Annotated in this window: 20 protein-coding genes; 15 read left to right on the top strand and 5 right to left on the bottom strand. The window is 69.2% G+C overall.

Features of this window, described 5'->3' with window-relative positions; all coding sequences use genetic code 11:
* Positions 1 to 15 precede the first annotated feature (15 nt).
* The 3 genes from WS57_RS06400 to pal all read left to right on the top strand — a co-directional run bounded on the left by WS57_RS06400 (position 16) and on the right by pal (position 3,228).
* Positions 16 to 1,038 carry an ABC transporter substrate-binding protein gene (locus WS57_RS06400; protein ID WP_059517106.1) on the top strand — a complete coding sequence of 341 codons (1,023 nt, stop codon included), beginning with the start codon at positions 16 to 18 and terminating at the stop codon, positions 1,036 to 1,038.
* Positions 1,039 to 1,275: 237 nt separating this feature from the next.
* Complete coding sequence (locus WS57_RS06395; protein ID WP_059605751.1) at positions 1,276 to 2,487, top strand: porin; 1,212 nt, start codon at positions 1,276 to 1,278, stop codon at positions 2,485 to 2,487.
* A 249-nt stretch (positions 2,488 to 2,736) separates the two neighbouring features.
* Positions 2,737 to 3,228 carry a peptidoglycan-associated lipoprotein Pal gene (gene pal / locus WS57_RS06390; RefSeq protein ID WP_009694006.1) on the top strand — a complete coding sequence of 164 codons (492 nt, stop codon included), beginning with the start codon at positions 2,737 to 2,739 and terminating at the stop codon, positions 3,226 to 3,228.
* 29 nt (positions 3,229 to 3,257) lie between these two features.
* On the opposite strand, the gene WS57_RS06385 is transcribed toward pal, so the two are convergent.
* Positions 3,258 to 3,743 (bottom strand): hypothetical protein, encoded by a 486-nt coding sequence (locus WS57_RS06385; RefSeq protein ID WP_009694005.1) that lies wholly within the window; start codon positions 3,741 to 3,743, stop codon positions 3,258 to 3,260.
* A 218-nt stretch (positions 3,744 to 3,961) separates the two neighbouring features.
* Between WS57_RS06385 and WS57_RS37560 the strand changes: the two genes are divergently transcribed.
* Positions 3,962 to 4,135, top strand: coding sequence for a hypothetical protein (locus tag WS57_RS37560; protein WP_009694004.1), 174 nt, complete (start codon positions 3,962 to 3,964; stop codon positions 4,133 to 4,135).
* An 81-nt stretch (positions 4,136 to 4,216) separates the two neighbouring features.
* Here the strand turns inward: WS57_RS37560 and WS57_RS06380 are convergent, their stop codons facing one another.
* From WS57_RS06380 to WS57_RS06370, 3 genes are read right to left on the bottom strand one after another with little or no spacing between them, the layout of a single operon-like run.
* On the bottom strand, positions 4,217 to 5,476 hold the full coding sequence (locus tag WS57_RS06380) for a cytochrome c (protein ID WP_069243907.1): 1,260 nt from the start codon (positions 5,474 to 5,476) through the stop codon (positions 4,217 to 4,219).
* Entirely contained in the window at positions 5,473 to 6,153 is a 681-nt protein-coding gene (locus WS57_RS06375; protein ID WP_040129179.1) for a (2Fe-2S)-binding protein, read from the bottom strand. Before WS57_RS06375 ends, WS57_RS06380 begins: the two co-directional genes overlap by 4 nt.
* The gene (locus WS57_RS06370; protein WP_069243906.1) at positions 6,150 to 9,029 is read right to left on the bottom strand and encodes a xanthine dehydrogenase family protein molybdopterin-binding subunit; all 2,880 of its coding nucleotides are present in this window, start codon (positions 9,027 to 9,029) and stop codon (positions 6,150 to 6,152) included. Before WS57_RS06370 ends, WS57_RS06375 begins: the two co-directional genes overlap by 4 nt.
* A gap of 220 nt (positions 9,030 to 9,249) precedes the next feature.
* Between WS57_RS06370 and WS57_RS37555 the strand changes: the two genes are divergently transcribed.
* From WS57_RS37555 to WS57_RS06315, 11 genes are all read left to right on the top strand, one after another.
* A complete protein-coding gene (locus WS57_RS37555) occupies positions 9,250 to 9,552 on the top strand; it encodes a hypothetical protein (protein WP_167361706.1) in 303 nt (100 codons plus the stop codon).
* Positions 9,497 to 11,044 carry a sensor domain-containing diguanylate cyclase gene (locus tag WS57_RS06365; protein WP_059605742.1) on the top strand — a complete coding sequence of 516 codons (1,548 nt, stop codon included), beginning with the start codon at positions 9,497 to 9,499 and terminating at the stop codon, positions 11,042 to 11,044. Before WS57_RS37555 ends, WS57_RS06365 begins: the two co-directional genes overlap by 56 nt.
* A gap of 227 nt (positions 11,045 to 11,271) precedes the next feature.
* Positions 11,272 to 11,544, top strand: a complete 273-nt coding sequence (locus tag WS57_RS06360) for a hypothetical protein (RefSeq protein ID WP_009688345.1) — start codon at positions 11,272 to 11,274, stop codon at positions 11,542 to 11,544.
* Between the two features lie 148 nt (positions 11,545 to 11,692).
* Positions 11,693 to 12,727, top strand: a complete 1,035-nt coding sequence (locus WS57_RS06355; RefSeq protein WP_040129175.1) for a succinylglutamate desuccinylase/aspartoacylase family protein — start codon at positions 11,693 to 11,695, stop codon at positions 12,725 to 12,727.
* A 119-nt stretch (positions 12,728 to 12,846) separates the two neighbouring features.
* Entirely contained in the window at positions 12,847 to 13,143 is a 297-nt protein-coding gene (locus tag WS57_RS06350; protein WP_006413131.1) for a type II toxin-antitoxin system MqsR family toxin, read from the top strand.
* A 1-nt stretch (position 13,144) separates the two neighbouring features.
* Positions 13,145 to 13,546, top strand: coding sequence for a type II toxin-antitoxin system MqsA family antitoxin (locus tag WS57_RS06345; RefSeq protein WP_059517116.1), 402 nt, complete (start codon positions 13,145 to 13,147; stop codon positions 13,544 to 13,546).
* A gap of 248 nt (positions 13,547 to 13,794) precedes the next feature.
* Positions 13,795 to 14,355, top strand: a complete 561-nt coding sequence (locus tag WS57_RS06340) for a GNAT family N-acetyltransferase (RefSeq protein ID WP_040129170.1) — start codon at positions 13,795 to 13,797, stop codon at positions 14,353 to 14,355.
* A gap of 53 nt (positions 14,356 to 14,408) precedes the next feature.
* Entirely contained in the window at positions 14,409 to 15,350 is a 942-nt protein-coding gene (locus WS57_RS06335; RefSeq protein WP_040129168.1) for an ABC transporter substrate-binding protein, read from the top strand.
* 35 nt (positions 15,351 to 15,385) lie between these two features.
* Complete coding sequence (locus WS57_RS06330) at positions 15,386 to 16,738, top strand: LLM class flavin-dependent oxidoreductase (protein ID WP_059517118.1); 1,353 nt, start codon at positions 15,386 to 15,388, stop codon at positions 16,736 to 16,738.
* Between the two features lie 87 nt (positions 16,739 to 16,825).
* On the top strand, positions 16,826 to 18,601 hold the full coding sequence (locus WS57_RS38245; protein ID WP_081337585.1) for an amino acid ABC transporter permease/ATP-binding protein: 1,776 nt from the start codon (positions 16,826 to 16,828) through the stop codon (positions 18,599 to 18,601).
* 43 nt (positions 18,602 to 18,644) lie between these two features.
* On the top strand, positions 18,645 to 19,580 hold the full coding sequence (locus tag WS57_RS06315) for an ABC transporter substrate-binding protein (protein ID WP_069243905.1): 936 nt from the start codon (positions 18,645 to 18,647) through the stop codon (positions 19,578 to 19,580).
* Between the two features lie 42 nt (positions 19,581 to 19,622).
* On the opposite strand, the gene WS57_RS06310 is transcribed toward WS57_RS06315, so the two are convergent.
* Complete coding sequence (locus WS57_RS06310) at positions 19,623 to 20,717, bottom strand: LLM class flavin-dependent oxidoreductase (RefSeq protein WP_069243904.1); 1,095 nt, start codon at positions 20,715 to 20,717, stop codon at positions 19,623 to 19,625.
* Between the last annotated feature and the right edge of the window lie 34 nt (positions 20,718 to 20,751).

Raw genomic sequence — 20,751 nt, 5'->3', positions numbered from 1 at the left:
TCCTGGAGAAACACGATGAACCGTCCCGCCCCGGCACTGCGCCGCCTGCTGTCCTTTGATTCCATCCGTCACGCACTGGGCGCCGCCGCCACGGCCGCGACGCTGCTCGTGGCGCCCGCCGCGCACGCGGCCGCGCCGCTGAAGATCGGCTACAGCGACTGGCCCGGCTGGGTCGCATTCCAGGTCGCGCTCGACAAGGGCTGGTTCAAGGAGGCCGGCGTCGACGTCGATTTCGAGTGGTTCGATTACTCGGCCTCGCTCGACGCGTTCTCCGCGGGCAAGCTCGACGCGGTCGCGGCCACCAACGGCGATGCGCTCGTGACGGGCGCGTCCGGCGCGAAGAACGTGATGATCCTGTTGACCGACTATTCCGCCGGCAACGACATGATCGTCGCGAAGCCGCCGCTGCGCAGCGTCGAGGCGCTGAAAGGCAAGAAGGTCGGCGTCGAACTCGGCCTCGTCGATCACCTGCTGCTCGAAACCGCGTTGCAGAAGCACGGCCTGAAGGACGGCGACGTCACGCTGGTCAATGCGAAAACCAACGAGTTGCCGCAGGTGCTCGGCTCGTCGGCCGACATCGCCGCGGTGGCCGCGTGGCAGCCGAATGCCGGCGAGGCGTTGAAGCGGGCGCCGGGCGCGCGCGCGATCTTCACGTCGGCGGATGCACCGGGTCTGATCTACGACGCGATCACGGTCGCGCCCGCGAGCCTCGCCGCGCGCCGCGCGGACTGGGCGAAGCTGATCAAGGTCTGGTATCGCTGCGTCGCGTACATCAACGATCCGAAGACGCAGGCCGACGCGGTCAGGATCATGTCCGCACGCGTCGGGCTCGCGCCGGAGCAATACCTGCCGCTGCTGAAGGGCACGCACCTGCTCGACGAGGCGGCCGCGAAGCGCGCCTTCCGCAAGGGCGACGGGCTCGATTCGATCTACGGCTCGACGCGCAACGCGAATGCGTTCAACGTGCGCAACGGCGTGTACAAGCAGTCGCAGGACGTCGACGCGTATATCGATCCGCGCCTGGTGGCGCCGCACTGACCGAAAGCAGGCCGGTGTCGCGGACGGCAGGCGATCCGTGCTTGCCGCGACACCCTTTGCCGCGTGTCCCCGCCGGCCGCATGACGGCCGGCTTCTCCCCTCCTCCCCCGCGATTCTGCTCGATTCCGCAGAAGACCTTTCCTGTGCAGCGCCTTAATCGTCGGCCGCGCGATCTCCAATAATGGCCGCTCGATTCGCCGGCCACCCCACCGGGCCGGCCAAACTACAAAAACTCCTATGCATTCCTACCAAATGAAAAAGCACGGCGGCGCATGCGTCGCGGGGACCGTCATTGCCGCTTGCCTGACCGGCGTCGCACCGGGCGTCGCACACGCACAGAGCAGCGTGACGCTGTACGGCCTGATCGACACCTCGCTCACCTATGCGAGCAACCAGCGCACGCACGGCGCGGGCTCGCCGGGCAGCGGCGCGTTCGCGATGACGAGCGGCGCACTGAACGCGGCGCGCTGGGGACTGCGCGGCCGCGAAGACCTCGGCGGCGGGATGGCCGCCGTGTTCGCGCTCGAGAACGGGTTCTCGGGCACCAGCGGCGCGCTGTCGCAGAAAGGCGTCGACCTGTTCGGCCGGCAGGCGTGGGTCGGCGTCGGCTCGAAGACGGCCGGCACGCTGACCTTCGGCCGCCAGTACGACCTGATCCTCGATTTCGTCACGCCGCTCGGCGCGTCGGGGCCCGGCTGGGGCGGCAACCTCGCGGTCCACCCGTACGACAACGACGACTCGAACCGCAACATCCGCATCAACAACGCAGTCAAGTACACGAGCCCGACATATCGCGGGCTGACCCTCGGCGCAATGTACGGCTTCTCGAACACGGCCGGCGCGTTCTCGAACAATGCGGCGTGGAGCGCCGGGCTCGCGTATGCGAACGGGCCGCTGAAGCTCGGCGCGGGCTACCTGAAGGTCAGCCGCGACCGCAACGCGGCGAATCCGAACGGCGCGCTGAGCACGGTCGACGGCTCCGCGACGATCACGGGCGGCAACCAGCAGATCTGGTCGGTCGCCGGGCGCTACGCGTTCGGCCGCCATTCGGTCGGCGCGAGCTGGTCGCACTCGACCACCGACGGCGTGACCGGCGTGCTGCAGGGCGGCAGCATCGCACCGCTGAAGGGCGAATCGCTGGTGTTCGACAACTTCACGGTGGACGGGCGCTACTTCGTCACCCCCGCCTTCACGCTGGCCGCCGCGTACACCTTCACGATGGGCCGCTTCGACACGCGCACCGGCCAGACGCGGCCGAAATGGAATCAGGTCGTCGCACAGGCCGACTACGCGTTCTCGAAGCGCACCGACGTCTACCTCGAAGGCGTGTACCAGAGCGTGAGCGGCGGCAACGGCAACCCCGCGTTCAACGCGACGGTCTGGACGCTGACGCCTTCCGCCAACAGCAACCAGGTCGTCGTCGCGCTGGGCATGCGACACAAGTTCTGACCGCCCGCTCCGGCAGGCTGCGCGAGCGCGAGCGGCGCAAACATCGGCGCGAGTGCCGGTTCGACGCAAAAAATGCGAAGAAACTGGTCACGTTGTGACATTTTTCCTAAGCTGTTTGCAGCGGCACCGTCATCGGTCGCGCCGATCGCCACACTCTTTCATATCTCGTGTCGTCGGCTTACGAATCCGCGTCGGACGATGCGACGGGCATGCCCCCGCTTTCAACGCAGTCAACCGCAGGAGAAAACGATGAGCAAAACGAACCGGTATGCGGTCATTGCAGCCCTTGCGCTGCTGGGCGGTTGCCATCACGCGGCAAAGACGCCCGAGAATGCCGGCATGGCGCCGGCGCCGTCGAGCGAGACGGTCGCGACGGTGACGGCCGACGATCTCAACAACCCGAACAGCCCGCTCGCGAAGCGCAGCGTGTATTTCGACTTCGACAGCTACTCGGTGAAGCCCGACTACCAGTCGCTGCTGCAGGCCCATGCCGACTACCTGCGCAGCCATCCGGCGCGGCACGTGCTGATCCAGGGCAATACCGACGAACGCGGCACGTCCGAATACAACCTCGCGCTCGGCGAACGCCGCTCGCAGGCCGTGATGAGCGCGCTCGAAACGCTCGGCGTGCCCGCGTCGCAGCTCGAAGCCGTGAGCCTCGGCAAGGAAAAGCCGGTCGCGCTCGGCCACGACGAGGATTCGTGGGCGCAGAACCGCCGCGCCGATCTCGTCTATCGTTGATCGCATGCCGGCCGGGCGCGGCAGCACGATCAGGCGGATTCCGGCGTCATGCGCGCCAGCCGCCGATGCAGCCAGTGCGACATCACGGCCGACGTGACGATCGCATCGAGGATCGCAATCCCGTCGATACCGCCGATCCGGTCGGATTTCAGCAGGACCATCAGCAGCAGCGCGTAGCCGACCATCGCGCCGCCGCCGACGATCGTCCCGAGCGGCACGAACCAGCGTCGCCGCAGGCGCGTACCGATCGCGCCCATGATCGCGCCGGTCAGCATCGCGGGCAGGAAATAGCCGAACGCGAACGAGACGAACAGCACCATCGGCACCATCGCCGCGACGATGCCGACGGTGTCCCACGACGGGCCGTCGATCACCGACCATGCGACCAGCATCACGGCGGGCCAGATGACGGCGGCGACGAGCGGGCCGCCGACGGCGAACGACAGGCAGCCGAACCGCACGGGGCGGAACGGACGCGGCGACTTGCCCGGCGGGCACTCGGCGGTGGCACTCATGGTTGTTCTGGTCCGAATCGGAATGGCGGCGTGCGCAGTGTAGCAAGTCGCCGCCCCGTGCCCGCGATCGCGCACCGTCACGCACGGCGGCGCCCGCACGCGCAAGTCGAAAAAAACATGGAATAAATCGCGGTCCCGAAGCGTCTTGTCATCGCGCAACCGCCCGGTTCGCTTGAACCGTCCCTTACAGGCGGCCTGCGCATCGACAGGAGATCGACATGAAATCGGCAAGCTTCGTCGCGCTGCTGATCGCGGCGCTGGCGCTGCTGCTGCAGGCGGGATGCACCTCGCCCGGCAGCGGCGCGTCGCAGGGGCCTGCCGTCGGCCGGTACGGCGGCGGCGGTTCGGGTGGAGGAAGCGGTGGCGGAGGGGGGGGAGGTGGCGGCTACTGATGCGCCGATGCCGGCGCGCGACACGCCGCGCACGACCGCCGGAAACCGGCCCGTCGCGCGCGGCGCACCGCGCTGCCGCGCTCAGCGCATCGCCTTCACGTCGGCGGGCGTGACGCTCGCGGGCTGGCCGCCCCAGGTCGCCCGCAGGTAGTTCGCGAGCTGAGCGACTTCGTCGTCGCTCAGCGTGCGCGCGAAGCCCGGCATCCGCTGCATGTTCTCGACGCCGGCGAACTTCTGTTCGTCGATCCCGTCGAGCACCGCGACCAGCAGGTTGCGCGGATCGGCCTGGCGCACCGTCGAATTGCCGTTCATCGGCACCGCGACGTGCGGCTTGCCTTCGCCGTTGAAGCCGTGACACCCCGCGCAGACCGCGAGATACACGGAACGGCCGGCCGCGAGCTGCGCGGCGTCGGCCGACACGGGCTTCACCGGCTGCGGCGCGGGCGGCGTGTCGCCGAGCAGGTAGACGGACAGCGCGCGCAGGTCGTCCTTCGCGAGGGTTTGCGTGCTCAGGTGCACGACCGGGTACATCTCGCCGAACGCCGAGCCCTGCGGCGCGATGCCGACGCCGAAGAACGTCTGCAGGTCGGCGCCCGTCCAGCCGCGCGCGGCGAGGCCCGCCGGCGTGATGTCGGGCGCGGCCACGCGGCCGAGCGCGGCGCCCGCGAACGGCTTCGCGCTGTCGAGCTGGCCCGTGAACGCGCGCGGCGTATGGCACTCCGCGCAGTGGCCGAGCGCACCCGCGAGATAGCGGCCGCGCTGCCAGTCGGCGGATTGCCCGGTCGACGCGTCGGGCAGGCCGTCCTTGAGGAACACCATGTCCCAGAACACCATCCCGAACCGCAGGTTGTACGGGAACTTCAGGTCGTGCGCGCGGTTTTCCTGCGCGACCGGGCGGACCGTCTTCAGGTACGCGTACATCGCGTCGGAATCGGCGCGCGTGAGCTGCCGGTACGACGTGTACGGCATCGACGGGTACAGCCGCTTGCCCGGCGCCTTGCCGTCGTGCAGCGCGGCGTAGAAGTCGTCGGCGCTCCAGTTGCCGATCCCGTGATCCTTGTCGGGCGTGATGTTCGAGCCGTAGAACGTGCCGAACGGCGATTCGAGCGGCGCGCCGCCGGCGAACGGCGCGCCGTCCTTCGCGGTGTGGCACGCGGCGCAGTCGGCGGCCTTGACGAGGTAGCGGCCGCGCGCGACCTGGTCGGCGCCGGGCGCGCCCGACGCGGCCGTCGACGCCGGCGCGTCGTGACCGCCGCAGGCGGCGAGCGTCAGCGCGGCGGCGGCCGCCAGCGCGGACCAGGCGGCGACGCGCGCGACGCGATGAGCGAGTGTGCGTTTCATGCGGACTCCTTCACGAGTCCCGGCGTATTCATCACCACGTCCTTCACGGCTTCGTAGTAGCGGACGTAACCCGTGCAGCGGCACAGATGCGCATCGAGCGCGGCGGTGATCGTGCGTTCGACGTCGGCCTTCGCGACCGGCTCGCGCTTCAGGCGCTCGATCAGCACGGTCGCCGCGTTGACGAAGCCCGGCGTGCAGTAGCCGCACTGGAAGCTGAAGTGCTCGAGGAACTTCTGCTGAATCGGCGACAGCTCGACGACCTCGCCCGCCTCGTTGCGCTTCGCGTGGCCTTCGATCGTGCGGATCGAGCGGCCGTGGAAGAAATGCGCGCCGGTGATGCAGGTGCGCATCTCCTCGCTGGTGCCGTCCGGCTGGTCGACGATCACGACGCACGCATGGCAGATGCCCTGCCCGCAGCCGAGCCGCGAACCGGTCAGGCCCGCGTATTCGTGCAGGAACTCGATCATCATCAGCCCTTCGGGCACCTGCATCGGGCCGACGGACTTGCCGTTGATCTTCACCGACAGCGGCTTCTGCTGGAACCGTACGAGCGGACGCTCGACGGCGGCGGGCGCGGCGGCCGGGGTTTGCGCGGCCGAAGCCGCGTCCGGCGCGGACGCGCCGGTGGCAACCGCGCCGGCGCTCGCGGCCGACGCGGCGGTTTGGGCGGTCGTCATGCGAGCACCTCCTGAATCTTTTGCGGGGTCACCGGCAGATCGGTGAAACGATGGCCGATCGCGTGCGCGAGGCCGTTCACGATCGCGCCGACGACGGGAATCATCACCACTTCGGCGACACCCTTCGGCGGATCGGTCTCGGACAGCGGCGGCAGCACGTCGCCGGTCTGCGTCCACACGGCGACGTCGGACGCGCGCGGCAGCTGATAGCGGTTGAAGTTCCACGTGCCGTTGCCGGGGCCGTCCTCGTACAGCGGCAGGTATTCGTGCAGCGCGTGGCCGATGCCCATCGCGAGGCCGCCCTGCAGCTGGCCCGACACGAGCTGCGGCGAAATCTGGTTGCCGCATTCCATGATCGAGTGGTGCGTGAGCAGCTCGACCTTGCCGGTCGCCTCGTGCACGGCCAGCTCGACGAGCGTGCCGACCGCCGTGTAATACGTGACGGCCGCGTTGTTGCGGCTCATCGGCGGGATGAACACGCGCTTGCGGTCCAGCACGCGATAGCCGTTCGCGGTCGGCGGCAGCGTGCCGCGCATCGCGGTCGCGCCGGCCGGCGCGGCGGTGCCCGGCACCGGTCCGTTGTCGGCGCCCGACTTCGGCGCGCCGATGCGCAGCGACAGCCCGTCGATCGGCAGGCGCTCGACGGCGCCGCCGATCTCGAATTCGGCGTCGGTCCACTGCCAGCGGTTGAACACGTGCACGACGGCGCCGGTCGGCAGGCCGAGCGCATGCGCCTGCTTCGCGAGCTGCTCGAAGCTCAGCGGTTCGAGGCCGTCGGCGGTCAGCTTGCCGTCGACCCAGCGCGCATCCTCGATGCGCACCGTGTACGGCGCGGCCTGGCCGCCGCCGAGGCCGCGCGTCCAGATCGACATCGCCGCCGGCCACAGTCCGTAGCGGAACACGGCGCGCGCGGCTTCGCGCGTGCTGTGCGTGAAGTAGTACGCGGAGTTCGTCGCGCTCGACGGCGACGCATAGCTCGGCGACCAGCGCGGGTTCGCGCTGAGCCGATCCTGGTCGGCCTGCGACATCAGGTACGGGTCGCCGCTCGTCTCGACCGGCAGGTCCGGCCAGTCGGTCACCGCGACGCGCACGTCGGTCGCCGGACGGCCGAGCCATTTCGCGACCGCGACGGCCTGCGACGTCGACATCCCGGTGCCGATCTCGGCGGCCGTGTGATGCAGCGTGACCTTGCCGTTCTCGTCGAATTCGACCTTCGCGAACGACGCTTCCGCGCCGGTGCCGAAGTCCTTCTGCACGCAGGCGAAGCCCACGCCGTAGCGCTTGCCCGGGTTCGCGGCCTCGAACTCGGCCTTGCGCGCGACGCGCCGCGTCCACAGCGGATGCTGCTTCGCGCGCTCGAGCACTTCGTCGATGCGCAGCGCACCGGCGGGAATCGCGCCCTGCGTATTCTTCATCCCCGAACGCAGCGCGTTGCGCAGCCGGAAATCGATCGGATCGAGGTTCAGTTGCGCGGCGATCTCGTCGACCGCCATTTCGGTCGCGGCCATGCTCTGCAGCGTGCCGTAGCCGCGCGCGGAGCCGGCGTCGATCGCGCGCGACGCGATCGCGACCGAGGCCAGGTCGCTCTTCGGGAAGTAGTAGATCGATTGCGCGGCGGTCGCGCCGACCATCGCGACCGACGGCGAGAAGTTGCAGCGGCCGCCGCCGTTCGCCTCGAAGTCGCCCTTGAACGATTGCAGCAGGCCGGTGTTGCGGTCGACCGCGATCCGGTAATGCATCTTGAATGCGTGCCGCTTCAACGAGGTCTGGAACTGCTCGTAGCGGTCGTTCGCGAAACGCACCGGGCGGCCGTCCGCATACAGCGCGCAGACGAGCCCGTAGAACGGCACGTTGCTGTGATCTTTCGAGCCGTAGCCGACCGTGTAGCACGGATGCACGAACAGCTTCTTCACCGGGAAGCGGCATTTCGCGACCATCGCGGCGGCGTTCTCGGCCACCTCCAGCGGCGACTGGCTCGCGACGACGAGATGCAGCGACTGCGTCGCAGCGTCGTACCAGCAGTTCGCGTTGTCGGGCTCGAGCGCGGCCGTGTCGATCGACTGCGTGTTGTACTCGCGGTCGAACACGAGCCAGTCGGCCGACGGACGATCGAGCTCGCTGGCGATCTGCGCGGCGAGGAACATCCCCTGCTCGTCGAGCTTGCCGTGCTCCTTGCCGTCCGGCCACACGGGCTGGTGCTTGCGCATCTGGCTCGGGAAGATCGGCGCGTCCTTCAGGCTCGAATAGACGTCGTCGTCGTAGGCGGTCTTGCCGCCCACGCGCACGTAGCGGAACGTGCCCCACGGGTCGCGCTCGAGCGGGCCCGTGGCCGCGCCGTAGCGGATCACGTCGTCGCGGAACTTGAGCGCGTTCTTCGCGAAACGGAAGCGCGCGAAGTCGTGGTAGATCAGGATCGCGACCGCATGGCCGAGATACGCGGGCGTCTTGCCCGCCGGCAGCAGCATGTCCTCGCCGTAGAACGTCGGGAACGCGACGCCGTCGCGCGCGAGATCGTCGGCCGTGACGACGCGGTCGGGCTTCAGGTCGTCGCCGAGCAGCGACAGGTCGAAGCCTTCGTAGGTGCGGTCGGCCTGCGTGACGCGCAGGATCAGCGCATGCGACTGCTGCTGCGGCCAGTGCGGCATGTCGGCCGCGCGCACGTCGCGGGCGAACACTTTCGAGCCCGTGACCTTCGCGATGCCGTCGATGCGGAATTGGGGGATGCCGGTGACGCTATCCCATTTGACCGGCGTGAGGAGTTTTTCTTCGAAGAGCGCCGCGAATGCGCGGCTGCCGAGGGGCGCGACATAGACTGCGACGCCCGCCAGCACGCTGGCTTTCAGAAAACCCCGCCGTGACAGGCCGTGGTTTTTCATTGGGGGGAACCTCCTGAGCGGCTCGGACGGCGATCGGGTGTCGCGACGTTCGGAGCGGCGCGCATTCTGGCATTGTTTCCGATATATCGCCTATAGTATTTCCCGCATGAAATACTTATTGAATTTCTTATAACCGGATTCAGTCGGGCTGCGGCGGGCGGTCGCGGGTCCCCATCAACGCGCGCCGGCAGGTCGGCGCATCGGCTTCGACGATCGGGGGATGCCGCCGCCGACCGGTCTCCTTTCGGCCGATGCACATCGTTCCGTCGGCAACGATCCTGCCTTCGCGGCGGCGAATGCGCAAGCCTTTCGCAGCCGTGGTTTACGAGACTGGCGGCGCTGCTCCGCGCCGCCGGCGTTTCATGGTAATGTCGTGCGCATCCGGCTTGCCGGCGCTTCCGTCCTGTGCCGTGCGGGCGCCGGCAGCCATCGCGACAATCGCGACATCGTGCCGAGGTCAAAAAACCATGGCAGTCAGGGCGTCTCTCCTGAACTCCGTTCTCGCCACTCCCCCTTCCGGTAATCACCGCGTGACGGCCGCGTTGCGTCCGTCGATGCTCATCACGCTGTTCGAGGACGTGCGCCCGATGGCGCTGTCCGGAGTCGCCAGCGGCTTCGTCGCGGCGATCGCGCTGCTTCGCCTGCATCAGCTGTGGTGTCTCGCCTGGCTGGTCGCCGACGTCTGCCTGCTCGCCACGCGGCTTGCGATCGCCAGCGCGTATAACGCGCAGCGCGACACGGGCGACGATCGCGCCGAATACTGGGCGCTGCGCTACGCGCCCGTATCGCTCGCCGCGTGCTTCGTGCTCGGCCTCGGCGTGATGGGCTGCGTGAGCGCGGTCGACGTCGAGCTCGGCACGCTGTCGGTGATGGTCGCCGGCGGCGTGTTCGGCGGCATCGCGTCGCGCAACTCGGCGCTGCCGCGGCTCGCGATGACGCAGGTCACGCTCGGCGTGCTGCCGATCGGCGTCGGCGCGCTGCTCGCCGATCGCCCCGGCGCATGGCTGCTGCTGCCGCCGCTCGTCATCTACCTGGCCGCGATGCGCACGGTCGTGCAGCGCCACTACCGCGTGCTCGTCGCGCTGATCGCGGCGCGCCAGCGCAACGCCGAGCTCGTCGCGCGCTTCGACGCCGCACTCACCTACATGCCGCACGGACTGTGCATGATCGACGGCGACCGCCGCGTGATCGTCGCGAACCGGCGCACCGCGCAACTGTTCGGCTCGCCGCGCGAGATCATGCTCGATGCGCCGCTGCCCGACGTCGTCGCCGCGCTCGGCGCCGATGCGGCCGCGCCGGACGACAGCAGCCTCGCCGCGCGGTGTGCGGACTGGCTGAGCCGCGAACCGTCGCCGTTCGACATCACGCTCGCGGACGGGCGACAGCTCGAACTGACGCGCCACCGCGTCCCGGACGGCAACGCGGTGATCATCGTCGAGGACGTCACCGCGCGCCGCCTCACCGAGCGGCACATTCGCCACCTCGCGCGGCACGATGCGCTGACCGGACTGCCGAACCGCCACGAACTGCATGCGGAACTCGGCCGGATGCTGGCGCAGCGATCGCCGCTGCCGGACGTCGCGGCGGCCGTCATGTATCTCGATCTCGACGGCTTCAAGGCGATCAACGACCGCTTCGGCCACCAGGCCGGCGACGAGGTGCTGATGCAGGTCGCCGAGCGGCTCGGCCGCACGCTGCTGAACGGCGAACTCGCGGCACGCATCGGCGGCGACGAATTCGTCGTCGCGATCGACGGCACGACGACGCACGCGTGCTCGACGCTCGCCGCCGAGATCATCCGGCAGATCTCGGCGCCGTACACGCTGTCGATCGGCGAGACCGTCAGCTTCGGGATCAGCATCGGCATCGCGCTCGACGACGGCCGTCGCTCGCCCGACGAGCTGATCCGGCAGGCCGACAGCGCACTGTACGACGCGAAATCGGCCGGCAAGGGCATGTACCGCTTCTATTCGAACGGCAGCCGCCGCGTCGCACCGGCCACCGCGAATTCATAGCCGGCCGCACGGCGCGCGCCGGCTCTCGGCGGTTTCATTTCCGCAACGTTTTTCGCTTTCGCCGTGCGGCCGCGCGCGGCGATGTCACGTGACGTGTTCCGTAACATCGCGGCCGATCGCCCGCGACGTTCGCCGCAGAAGCCTGCAGGATCAATGCAGCGCGCCGCATTTCACGGCTGGCATCCTTATTGCTCACTGACAGGAAACAGGTTGTCAGGGAGCCCCACATGAATACCGTCGAAGTCATGAGCCGCACCGATACGATCGACGAACTGGACGTCATCGACGGCGCGTCGCTGATCCGGCGACTCGTCTCCGTGCGGCGCACGCCGGTGCGCGAAGCCGCCTGCGTCGACAATCCGCCGCTCACGCTGTACGGCGCGTTCCGTCAGGGCGTCGCCGATTACGCGGCGCGCCGCGCGAATCCGTATCGCGCGGGCAGCCGCTTCTGGGCATTGTGGGAAGAAGGCCGTCTCGAAGCTGAAACATCGGGGCGCTGACGCGCACGCGGCATCGCCTGCGGGGCAACGGATACAGCGACGGCGGGCGACAGGCCGCGCAGGACGCGGCGCACGCACCGGGCGATCCGGCGCGCGGCCGCCGTTTCCCGATAAGATGGCGGCTCTCCGTTCATCGCACGATGCCGCCATGACCGCCCCCACCTCACACCGAAACCCCATTCACTGCGAGATCGATCTCGACGCGCCGGGCAAGCATGCCGGCTACCTGCGTCTGCCGCACTCGGTCCATCGTTCGGCCTATGGCTGGCTGCCGATTCCGATCGCATCGATCCGCAACGGCGACGGCCCGGTCGCGCTCGTGATGGCCGGCAACCACGGCGACGAGTACGAAGGCCAGATCATCGTGTCGCAGCTGATGCGCGAGATCGAGCCTGCGATGGTCAGCGGCCAGCTGATCCTGCTGCCGATGGCGAACTTCCCCGCGGCGGATGCGGGGCTGCGCGTCTCGCCGCTCGACGACGGCAACCTGAACCGCAGCTTCCCCGGCGATCCGGCCGGCACGCCGACGCAGATGATCGCCCACTACATCGAGCATGCGCTGCTGTCGCGCGCGCAGTATCTCGTCGATCTGCATTCGGGCGGCAGTTCGCTGTTGTATCAGGGCGGCAACATGCTCGCGATCGATCCGCTCGATGCGGACGAGGCCGCGAAGCTGAACGGCATGCTGGTCGCGTTCGGGCTGCCGAATGCGCTGCTGCACGCGCCGAATCCCGTGCACTCGGCATCGGCCGCGCGCCGGCAGGGCGCGATCTCGATCGTCACCGAGCTGGGCGGCGCAGGCATGGCCGATCCGTCGCTGATCCGGATGGGCCGCCAGGGGCTGCTGCATTACCTCGGCCATATCGGCCTGCTGCGCGGCGCGCTGGTGCCCGATGCGCCGCCGACCGTCACGCGCTTCCTGCGCGTCGACGGCGACCGGCATTTCGTCTATGCGTACGAGCGCGGGCTGTATGAGCCGCTCGTCGAACTCGGCGACCAGGTCAAGGCCGGGCAGCCGGCCGCGTGGGTGCATTTCCCCGATACGCCGCTGCGCGAGCCGGTGCTGCACCGGTTCAAGGGCGACGGCGAAGTGGTATGCAAGCGCGTGCCCGCGCAAGTGCAGCGCGGCGACTGCCTGTTTCAGCTCGCGGAACCCACCGACCCGCCGAGCATCGGCCGATAGGGCCGGTTCCGGACCTCTCCTTTCCCCGTGCTGTCTGCCCTGTATGGCGGACGGCACGCGTGCGCCATTAACCAACTTGACAAATTAACCTATTTGGTTACACTCGCGCATGGATACACATGGAAAAGAGAACGCCGCACTGCAAGCTGCCGCGCGTCAAGGCGCTGATCGAGGCCGGCAAGGTCCGCCTGACCGCAAGCGCGGTCATCGGCGCCCGCCAGATGGGCTTCACCGAAGCGGAAACGATCGACGTGGTGAGGGCGCTGACACCGTTCGAATTCCACAAGAGCATGACGACCTACGCCGACCACACGATCTGGCAGGACGTCTACCGGCCTTGCACGATGCGCGGCGACGTGTACCTGAAACTGACCGTCGTCGACGATGTGCTGATCGTGTCTTTCAAGGAGCGATGAAATGAAATGTCCTGCATGCGGTGCCGCCAAGCTGATCCGCGACACGCGCGACATCCCGTACACCTACAAGGGCGAATCGACCGTGATCCCGCACGTCACAGGCGAGTTTTGTCCCGCGTGCGGCGAGTCGGTGCTCGACGTCGACGAGGCGACCCGTTTCGGCGAAGCGGTGTCGGCGTTCAACCGGCAAGTGAACGCGACGCTCGTCGATCCGAAGTTCATTGCGACGGTGCGCAAGAAGCTGAAGCTCGATCAGCGCGAGGCGGCCGAGATTTTCGGCGGCGGCGTCAACGCGTTTTCCCGCTACGAGACCGGCAAGACCAATCCGCCGCTGGCGCTCGTGAAGCTGCTGAAGATTCTCGACCGTCATCCGGATCTGCTCGACGAAGTGCGCGCGGCATAAACGACCTGCGCCACATCCCCCCGCTTTCGCTGCAAGCCTTCTGACGCTTCGCGCGAAATCCTTATCGAAATTGCTTCGTTCGTCTTCGTGCGCCGCCCCGCTAACGTATCCGAAACGGCGGCGGCCCGCCGAATGCATTGCACCGCACACAGCGGCCGCCGCCATCACGACAACCGCGTCGCGATGACGAACGAAACGGCCGGGCCGCGCGCCTGCCTCGTCCGCATCGCGCGCCTTTCGCGATGCCCATGGCCACGACCGACCGCATCATCGACACGACCCCGCTCGACGCGCGCGCGCAGCCGCTGATCGACGCGCTGATCCACGAGTATGCGACGCGCTACGACGCGTACCGCCCCGACAGTCGCGCGTCCGCGCGCGAAGAACTCGCACGCTATCCGGCCGAGCTGTTCGCGCCGCCCGAAGGCGCCTTCGTGCTGCTGCTGCGCGACGGCGAGACGATCGGCGGCGGCGCGTTCAAGCGCTACGACGCGCAGACGGCCGAACTGAAGCGCATCTGGACGCATGCCAGCCTGCGCCGTCAGGGGCTCGCGCGGCGCATCGTCGAAGCGCTCGAACTGCGCGCGGTGCAGCAGGGCTATCGCCGCGTCTATCTGACGACGGGCTTTCGCCAGCCCGAAGCCTGGGCGCTCTACGACCGCACCGGCTATACGCGGCTGTTCGATGCGTCGATCGCCCCCGAAGTGCTTTTCCATCTGCGCTTCGGCAAGGATCTCGTCGATCCGTCGCGCACCTCGACGCTCGCCGACCTGTGGGCGCCCGCGCCCGAACCGGCGCTGCCGCGCTGAACGCCCCGCTTCCCGCCCGACTCCGCTTCCGACCACAACGACTGGACGTCTTCATGCCACGCACCGCCCGCCTCTCCTCCCGCGCAGTCCGCACGCTGGCCGCCGCGCTGGTCGGCCTGACGGCATTCGCCGCGACCGCCGCGACCTTCGACCTGAGCCCCGAGCAACGCGATCGCCCGCGCGGCGTCGCCGATCCGGCGGTCGAGCGCGCGGTGCCCGCGTCGTTCCGGTTCGCCGCGCCCGATACGCTGACGATCGGCATCTCGCCCGCCCTGCCGCCGATCAGCTCGTACGCCACCGATGCGCGCACCGTGATCGGCTTCGATGCGGATGTGGGCCAGCTCGTGTCCGACGCGCTCGGCCGCAAGCTGAAGATCGTCGCGCTGTCGTGGCCCGACTGGCCGCTCGCGCTCGAGTCGGGCAAGGTCGATGCGGTGATCTCGAACGTCACGGTCACCGAGGAGCGCAAGCAGAAATTCGATTTCTCGACCTACCGCAAGGATCAGCTCGGCTTCTACGTGCGCAACGACAGCAAGATCCAGTCGATCCGCGAACCGAAGGACGTCGCGGGGCTACGCATCGTCACGGATGCGGGCACCAACCAGGAAAAGATCCTGCTCGCATGGGACCGCGAAAACGTCGCGCACGGCCTGAAACCCGTGCAGATCCAGTACTACGACGACCAGGCGATGCGGATCGTCGCGGTGCAGTCGGGTCGCGCGGACGCCATCTTCAGCGTGAACTCGGTACTCGCGTACCAGAGCGCGCAACAGGGCAAGACGCGGCTCGTCGGCACGGTCAGCGGCGGCTGGCCGCGCGCCGCCGACATCGCGATCGCGACGCGCAAGGGCAGCGGCCTCGCAGAGCCGCTGACCGTCGCGCTGAACGGGCTGATCAGGAACGGCCGCTACCGGCAGATCCTCGATCGCTGGAACCTCGCGTCCGAAGCGATCGACCAGTCGCGCACGAATCCGCCCGGCCTGCCGAAGATCTGAGCGCCCTCCTTCCCGACCTTCACGTCCGACGCCCGATGACCACCCGACGACCGATTCCCTTCGGCCTGATGCTGCAAGGCGCAGGCAGCCACATGAACGCATGGCGACACCCGAGCAATCCGCCCGACGCGAGCATCAACCTCGATTTCGCGATCGGCATCGCGCGCAAGGCCGAAGCCGCCGGCATCGCGTTCGCGTTCGTCGCGGACGGCCTCTACATCAACGAGAAGTCGATCCCGCACTTCCTGAACCGCTTCGAGCCGCTGACGGTGCTGTCGGCGCTCGCGGTCGCGACAAGCAAGATCGGGCTCGCCGGCACGATCTCGACGTCGTACAGCGAGCCGTTCACGGTCGCGCGCCAGCTCGCGTCGCTCGACGCGATCAGCGGCGGCCGCGCGGGCTGGAACGTCGTGACGACGCCGCTCGAAGGCACCGCGCTGAACTTCGGCAAGACCCATCCCGATCATGCGCTGCGCTACGAGATCGCCGACGAATACCTGAGCGTCGTGCAGGGGCTGTGGGACAGCTGGGACGACGACGCGTTCGTGCGCGACCGCGCGACCGGGCGCTTCTTCGATCGCGCGAAGCTGCACACGCTCGATCATCGCGGCCGCTTCTTCCAGGTCGCGGGGCCGCTCAACATCCAGCGCTCGCCGCAGGGGCAGCCGGTGATTTTCCAGGCCGGGTCGTCCGATGCCGGCATCGGGCTCGCGGGCAAGTACGCAGACGCCGTGTTCACGCATTCGCCGTCGCTCGACGAGACCGCCGCGTTCGCGCAGCGCGTGAAGCAGAGCGCGGTCGAGCACGGCCGCCGCGCCGACGACGTGAAGATCTTCCCCGGCATCGGGCCGATCGTCGGACGCACGGCCGCCGAGGCCGAGGACAAGTACCAGGCGATCCGCGATCTGCTGACGATCGACGAGGCGCTCGCCTATCTCGGCCGCTTTTTCGATCACCACGATTTCACGCAGTATCCGCTCGACGCGCCGTTCCCCGAACTCGGCGACCTCGGCCGCAACAGCTTCCGCTCGACCACCGACCGCATCAAGGCCGACGCGAAGCGCGACGGCCGCACGCTGCGCGAGACCGCGCTGGCCGTCGCGACGCCGCGTCCGAACTTCATCGGCACGGCCGAGCACGTCGCCGACGAACTGATCCGCTGGTTCGACGCGGGCGCCGGCGACGGCTTCATCCTCGGCTTTCCGGTCCAGGCGCAGGGCGTCGACGATTTCATCGAGCTGGTCATTCCGGCGCTCGAGGCGCGCGGCCGCTATCGGCGCGAGCTGCCCGGCAGCACGCTGCGCGACCACCTCGGCCTGCCGCGCAAGGCGAGCCGCTACGCGCAGCCCGATCCGGCCCGCGAGCCGGCCGCCGAAACGCACGCCTGACCGGCTCCGGTCACGCCATCCGATCAGCCGAGGCGCCGCGCGATCGTGCGGCGCGCCGGACGACCCATTCAAGGAGCCTGCCTCGCCATGAGCGACACGACCCATCTCGGCGGCACACTGCCGCCGCTCTCTTCCTCCGGCCCGCGCGACAGCGGCGCGCGTTTGCGGATCGTGCCGGCGCGCCACCGCTCGAGCGCCGTCGGCACCGTGCTCGCGCTCGCGCTGATCGCGGTCGCCCTGCATTCGCTCTTCGCGAACCCGCAATGGGGCTGGCCGGTATTCGCCGAATGGTTCCTGTCGCCGCCCGTGCTGTCGGGCCTCGCGCGCACGCTGGTGCTGACGCTGCTCGGCGCGGTATTCGGGCTCGTGCTCGGCGCGTTCGTCGCGCTGGCGCGGCTGTCGCGTTCGCGCCTGCTCGCGGCCAGCGCATGGACCTTCATCTGGCTGTTCCGCTCGATCCCGCTGATCGTGCTGCTGCTGATCCTGAACAACCTCGGCTATCTGTACGAGCACGTGCGGCTCGGCGTGCCGTTCACCGGCCTCGTCTGGTTCGACGTGCCGACCACCGACCTGATCAGCCCGTTCGCCGCGGCCGTGCTGGGCCTGACGCTGAACCACGCGGCGTTTTCCGCCGAGGTGATCCGCGGCGGCATTCTCGCGGTCGACCAGGGTCAGCTCGAGGCGGCCGCCGCGCTCGGGCTGCCGCGCGGCCGGCAAACGGTGCGGATCGTGCTGCCGCAGGCGATGCGCGCGATCCTGCCGACCGCGTTCAACGACCTGATCTCGCTCGCGAAAGGCACGTCGATGGTGTACGTGCTCGCGATGCCCGAGCTGTTCTATACCGTGCAGGTGATCTATCGCCGCAATCTCGAAGTGATTCCGCTGCTGATGGTCGCGACGGTCTGGTATCTGATCATCCTGACCGCGCTGTCGGCGATCCAGGTGCAGATCGAGCGGCACTATGCACGCGGCGCGCTGCGCAATCCGCCGCCGTCGGCGCTGACCTTCGCGCTTGCGCGCGCCGGCGCGCTGTGGCGCCGCCTGACGGCGCGCAAGCCGGTAGCGGACGCACGCACCGACGGCGATGCCGTTGCACCGCACCTCGGCGGCGAAGTGGTCGTGCATCACGTCTCGAAGCAGTTCGGCATGCAGCGCGTGCTCGACAACGTGTCGTTCGTCGCGCCGCGCGGCAGCGTGACCGCGATCGTCGGGCCGTCGGGTTCCGGCAAGTCGACGCTGCTGCGCACGATCAACCATCTCGAACGCGTCGACGACGGCTTCATCGACATCGACGGCGAGCTGATCGGCTACCGGCGCGACGGCGACGTGCTGCACGAACTGAAGGAGCGCGACGTGCTGAAGCGCCGCACCGCGGTCGGGATGGTGTTCCAGACCTTCAACCTGTTTCCGCACCTGACCGTGCTCGAAAACCTCGTCGAGGCGCCGGTCGCGGCGGGCGGCGCGACACGCGAGGCCGCCGAGCGGACCGCGCGCACGCTGCTCGCGCGTGTCGGTCTTGCCGACAAGGCCGATGCCTATCCGCGCCAGCTGTCCGGCGGCCAGCAACAGCGCGTCGCGATCGCGCGGGCGCTCGCATTGCGACCGAAGGTACTGCTGTTCGACGAGCCGACCTCCGCGCTCGACCCCGAGCTGGTCAACGAAGTGCTCGACGTGATCAAGGAACTCGCGCGCTCCGGCACGACGCTCTTGATCGTCACGCACGAGATTGGCTTCGCGCGCGAAGTGGCTGACCACGTGCTGTTCATGGAGCGCGGGCGCATCGTCGAAGCGGGGCCGCCGGCCGTCGTGCTCGACGCGCCGACCCATCCGCGCACGCGCGCGTTCCTGTCGCGGGTGCTGTGATGCGGCCCGCCTTCCCCCTGCCCGTGATCCAGGACACCACACGATGATCGACCGACGACAGTTCGTGAGCGCCGCGCTGGTCGCGGCATCCGGCGACCTGTGGTCGCGCGCGGCAAGCGCGGCCGCGGCAACGGCGGATCTCGATCCGCGTCAGGCGGGCCGCATCCGCGCGCCGCGCGACGATGCCGCGATCCGTGCGGCAAGCGGCTATCGTTGGGTGCGCGACGGCGCGTTCACGGTCGCGATCTCGCCGCACGCGCCGCCCGTGTCGACCTATGCAACCGACGCCCGCACCGTGGTCGGCGCGGATCCCGACTATGCGCAGCTCGTCGCCGACGCGCTTGGCCGGACGCTCGTGCTGGTGCCGGTCGCCTGGGCCGACTGGCCGCTCGGGCTGACGTCGGCCAAGTACGACGCGGTGATCTCGAACGTCGGCGTCACCGAGCAGCGCAAGCAGAAATACGATTTCACGACCTATCGGCTCGGGCTGCACGGTTTCTATGTGCGCACCGGCAGCCCGATCGCGAGGATCGCGGAACCGAAGGACGTCGCGGGACTGCGCATCATCACGGGCGCGGGAACGAGCCAGGAGCACATCCTGCTCGAATGGAGCCGCCGCAATGTCGCCCAGGGACTCAAGCCCGCCGAGCTGCTGTATTTCGACGACGATGCGGCCGCGCGCGTCGCGCTGCTGTCGGGTCGCGCGGACGCGGAGCTGAACCCGAATGCGTCGCTCGCGTACGAGGCCGCGCGCAGCGGCAAGATCCGGCGCGTCGGCGTCGTCAATGCCGGCTGGCCGGCGAATGCCGATGTCGCGATCGCGACGCGCCGCGGCAGCGGGCTCGCGCCTGCGCTGACGCTCGCGACCAACACGCTGATCGCCAGCGGCCGCTACGGGCAGGCACTCGCGCGCTGGGGATTGCAGAGCGAGGCCGTCGCGCGCGCCGAGACCAATCCGCCGGGCCTGCCGTCGTTCTGACGCGTCTCGTGCGGGGCCGCGTTGCCGTCGCCGCGCGCGGCGCTACGCGATCGTCGCGGCGCGCTGCCGGTCGAGCGCCGCGACATGCGCGTGGATCGCCGGAATCAGCGCGCGCCCGTAATCGAGCGCATCGTCGAGCGGATCGAAGCCGCGGATCAGGAACGTCGTCACGCCGAGCCGGTAGTACTCGCCGAGCGCCCGCGCGACCTGCTCCGGCGTGCCGACCAGCGCCGTCGAATTCCAGCGCGCGCCGGTCAGGTTGGCGACGCCCATCCACAGCCGTTCGTCGAGCACGTCGCCCTGCGCGGCCGCGGCCATCAGCCGCTGCGAGCCGGCATTCTGCGGTGCGTGGCCCGCGATCGGCTGACCGCTCGCGAGCCGCGTCGCACGCACGCGCTCGCGGATCGCCTCGGCCTTCTCCCATGCGGCGGCCTCGGTGTCCGCGACGATCGGGCGGAACGAGACGCTGATGCGCGGCGCGCGTCCGTAAGGCGCGGCCGCGGCCTGCACGCGCGCGATCTGCTCGCGCACCGATGCGAGCGGCTCGCCCCAGGTCATGTAGACATCCGCATGCTGCCCGGCCACCGCGAGCGCGGCCGACGACGAGCCGCCGAAGTAGATCGGCACGTGCGGCCGCTGCACGCCCTTCACGAGCGGCGACGCGCCGCGCAGCCGGTAGAACGGGCCGTCGTGGTCGACCGGCGCATCGGCGAGCCAGATCCGTTTCAGCACGTCGAGGTATTCGCCGGTACGTCGGTAGCGCGCGTCGTGCGGCACGAAATCGCCGTCGCGGCGCAGGTCCGCGTCGTCGCCGCCCGACACCACGTTCAGCGCGAGCCGGCCGCCGCTGAATACGTCGAGCGTCGCGATCTGCCGCGCGGCGGCCGACGGCACGATCACGCCGGGCCGGTGCGCGAGCAGCAGGCGGATGCGTTCGGTCGCGGCCGCCGCAAACGATGCGACGATGAAGCCGTCCGCCGCGTTGCTGAAATGGCCGATCAGGATCTGGTCGAAGCCCGCGGCCTCGTGCGCCCGCGCGAAGCGGCGCACGTAGTCGGGCTGGACGGCGGCGCCGCCGGGCACGTCGACCTCCGCGCCGGGTGTCGCGGTGATCATGCCGATGATGTCGACTGGCATGTCGGTGTCCTCGTGGGTCTGAGTCGGAATCGGG

Origin of the sequence: Burkholderia pseudomultivorans (assembly GCF_001718415.1) — a bacterium.
Taxonomy (GTDB): domain Bacteria; phylum Pseudomonadota; class Gammaproteobacteria; order Burkholderiales; family Burkholderiaceae; genus Burkholderia; species Burkholderia pseudomultivorans_A.
The sequence above is the reverse complement of the archived record's forward strand: the minus strand, read 5'-3'. Positions and strand labels throughout refer to the sequence as shown.

Bases quoted from the DNA above. Each gene is read 5' to 3' on its own strand.
- WS57_RS06400 (WP_059517106.1), top strand. From the start codon at position 16: ATGAACCGTCCCGCCCCGGCACTGCGCCGCCTGCTGTCCTTTGATTCC.
- WS57_RS06395 (WP_059605751.1), top strand. From the start codon at position 1,276: ATGCATTCCTACCAAATGAAAAAGCACGGCGGCGCATGCGTCGCGGGG.
- pal (WP_009694006.1), top strand. From the start codon at position 2,737: ATGAGCAAAACGAACCGGTATGCGGTCATTGCAGCCCTTGCGCTGCTG.
- WS57_RS06385 (WP_009694005.1), bottom strand. From the start codon at position 3,743: ATGAGTGCCACCGCCGAGTGCCCGCCGGGCAAGTCGCCGCGTCCGTTC.
- WS57_RS37560 (WP_009694004.1), top strand. From the start codon at position 3,962: ATGAAATCGGCAAGCTTCGTCGCGCTGCTGATCGCGGCGCTGGCGCTG.
- WS57_RS06380 (WP_069243907.1), bottom strand. From the start codon at position 5,476: ATGAAACGCACACTCGCTCATCGCGTCGCGCGCGTCGCCGCCTGGTCC.
- WS57_RS06375 (WP_040129179.1), bottom strand. From the start codon at position 6,153: ATGACGACCGCCCAAACCGCCGCGTCGGCCGCGAGCGCCGGCGCGGTT.
- WS57_RS06370 (WP_069243906.1), bottom strand. From the start codon at position 9,029: ATGAAAAACCACGGCCTGTCACGGCGGGGTTTTCTGAAAGCCAGCGTG.
- WS57_RS37555 (WP_167361706.1), top strand. From the start codon at position 9,250: ATGCCGCCGCCGACCGGTCTCCTTTCGGCCGATGCACATCGTTCCGTC.
- WS57_RS06365 (WP_059605742.1), top strand. From the start codon at position 9,497: ATGGCAGTCAGGGCGTCTCTCCTGAACTCCGTTCTCGCCACTCCCCCT.
- WS57_RS06360 (WP_009688345.1), top strand. From the start codon at position 11,272: ATGAATACCGTCGAAGTCATGAGCCGCACCGATACGATCGACGAACTG.
- WS57_RS06355 (WP_040129175.1), top strand. From the start codon at position 11,693: ATGACCGCCCCCACCTCACACCGAAACCCCATTCACTGCGAGATCGAT.
- WS57_RS06350 (WP_006413131.1), top strand. From the start codon at position 12,847: ATGGAAAAGAGAACGCCGCACTGCAAGCTGCCGCGCGTCAAGGCGCTG.
- WS57_RS06345 (WP_059517116.1), top strand. From the start codon at position 13,145: ATGAAATGTCCTGCATGCGGTGCCGCCAAGCTGATCCGCGACACGCGC.
- WS57_RS06340 (WP_040129170.1), top strand. From the start codon at position 13,795: ATGGCCACGACCGACCGCATCATCGACACGACCCCGCTCGACGCGCGC.
- WS57_RS06335 (WP_040129168.1), top strand. From the start codon at position 14,409: ATGCCACGCACCGCCCGCCTCTCCTCCCGCGCAGTCCGCACGCTGGCC.
- WS57_RS06330 (WP_059517118.1), top strand. From the start codon at position 15,386: ATGACCACCCGACGACCGATTCCCTTCGGCCTGATGCTGCAAGGCGCA.
- WS57_RS38245 (WP_081337585.1), top strand. From the start codon at position 16,826: ATGAGCGACACGACCCATCTCGGCGGCACACTGCCGCCGCTCTCTTCC.
- WS57_RS06315 (WP_069243905.1), top strand. From the start codon at position 18,645: ATGATCGACCGACGACAGTTCGTGAGCGCCGCGCTGGTCGCGGCATCC.
- WS57_RS06310 (WP_069243904.1), bottom strand. From the start codon at position 20,717: ATGCCAGTCGACATCATCGGCATGATCACCGCGACACCCGGCGCGGAG.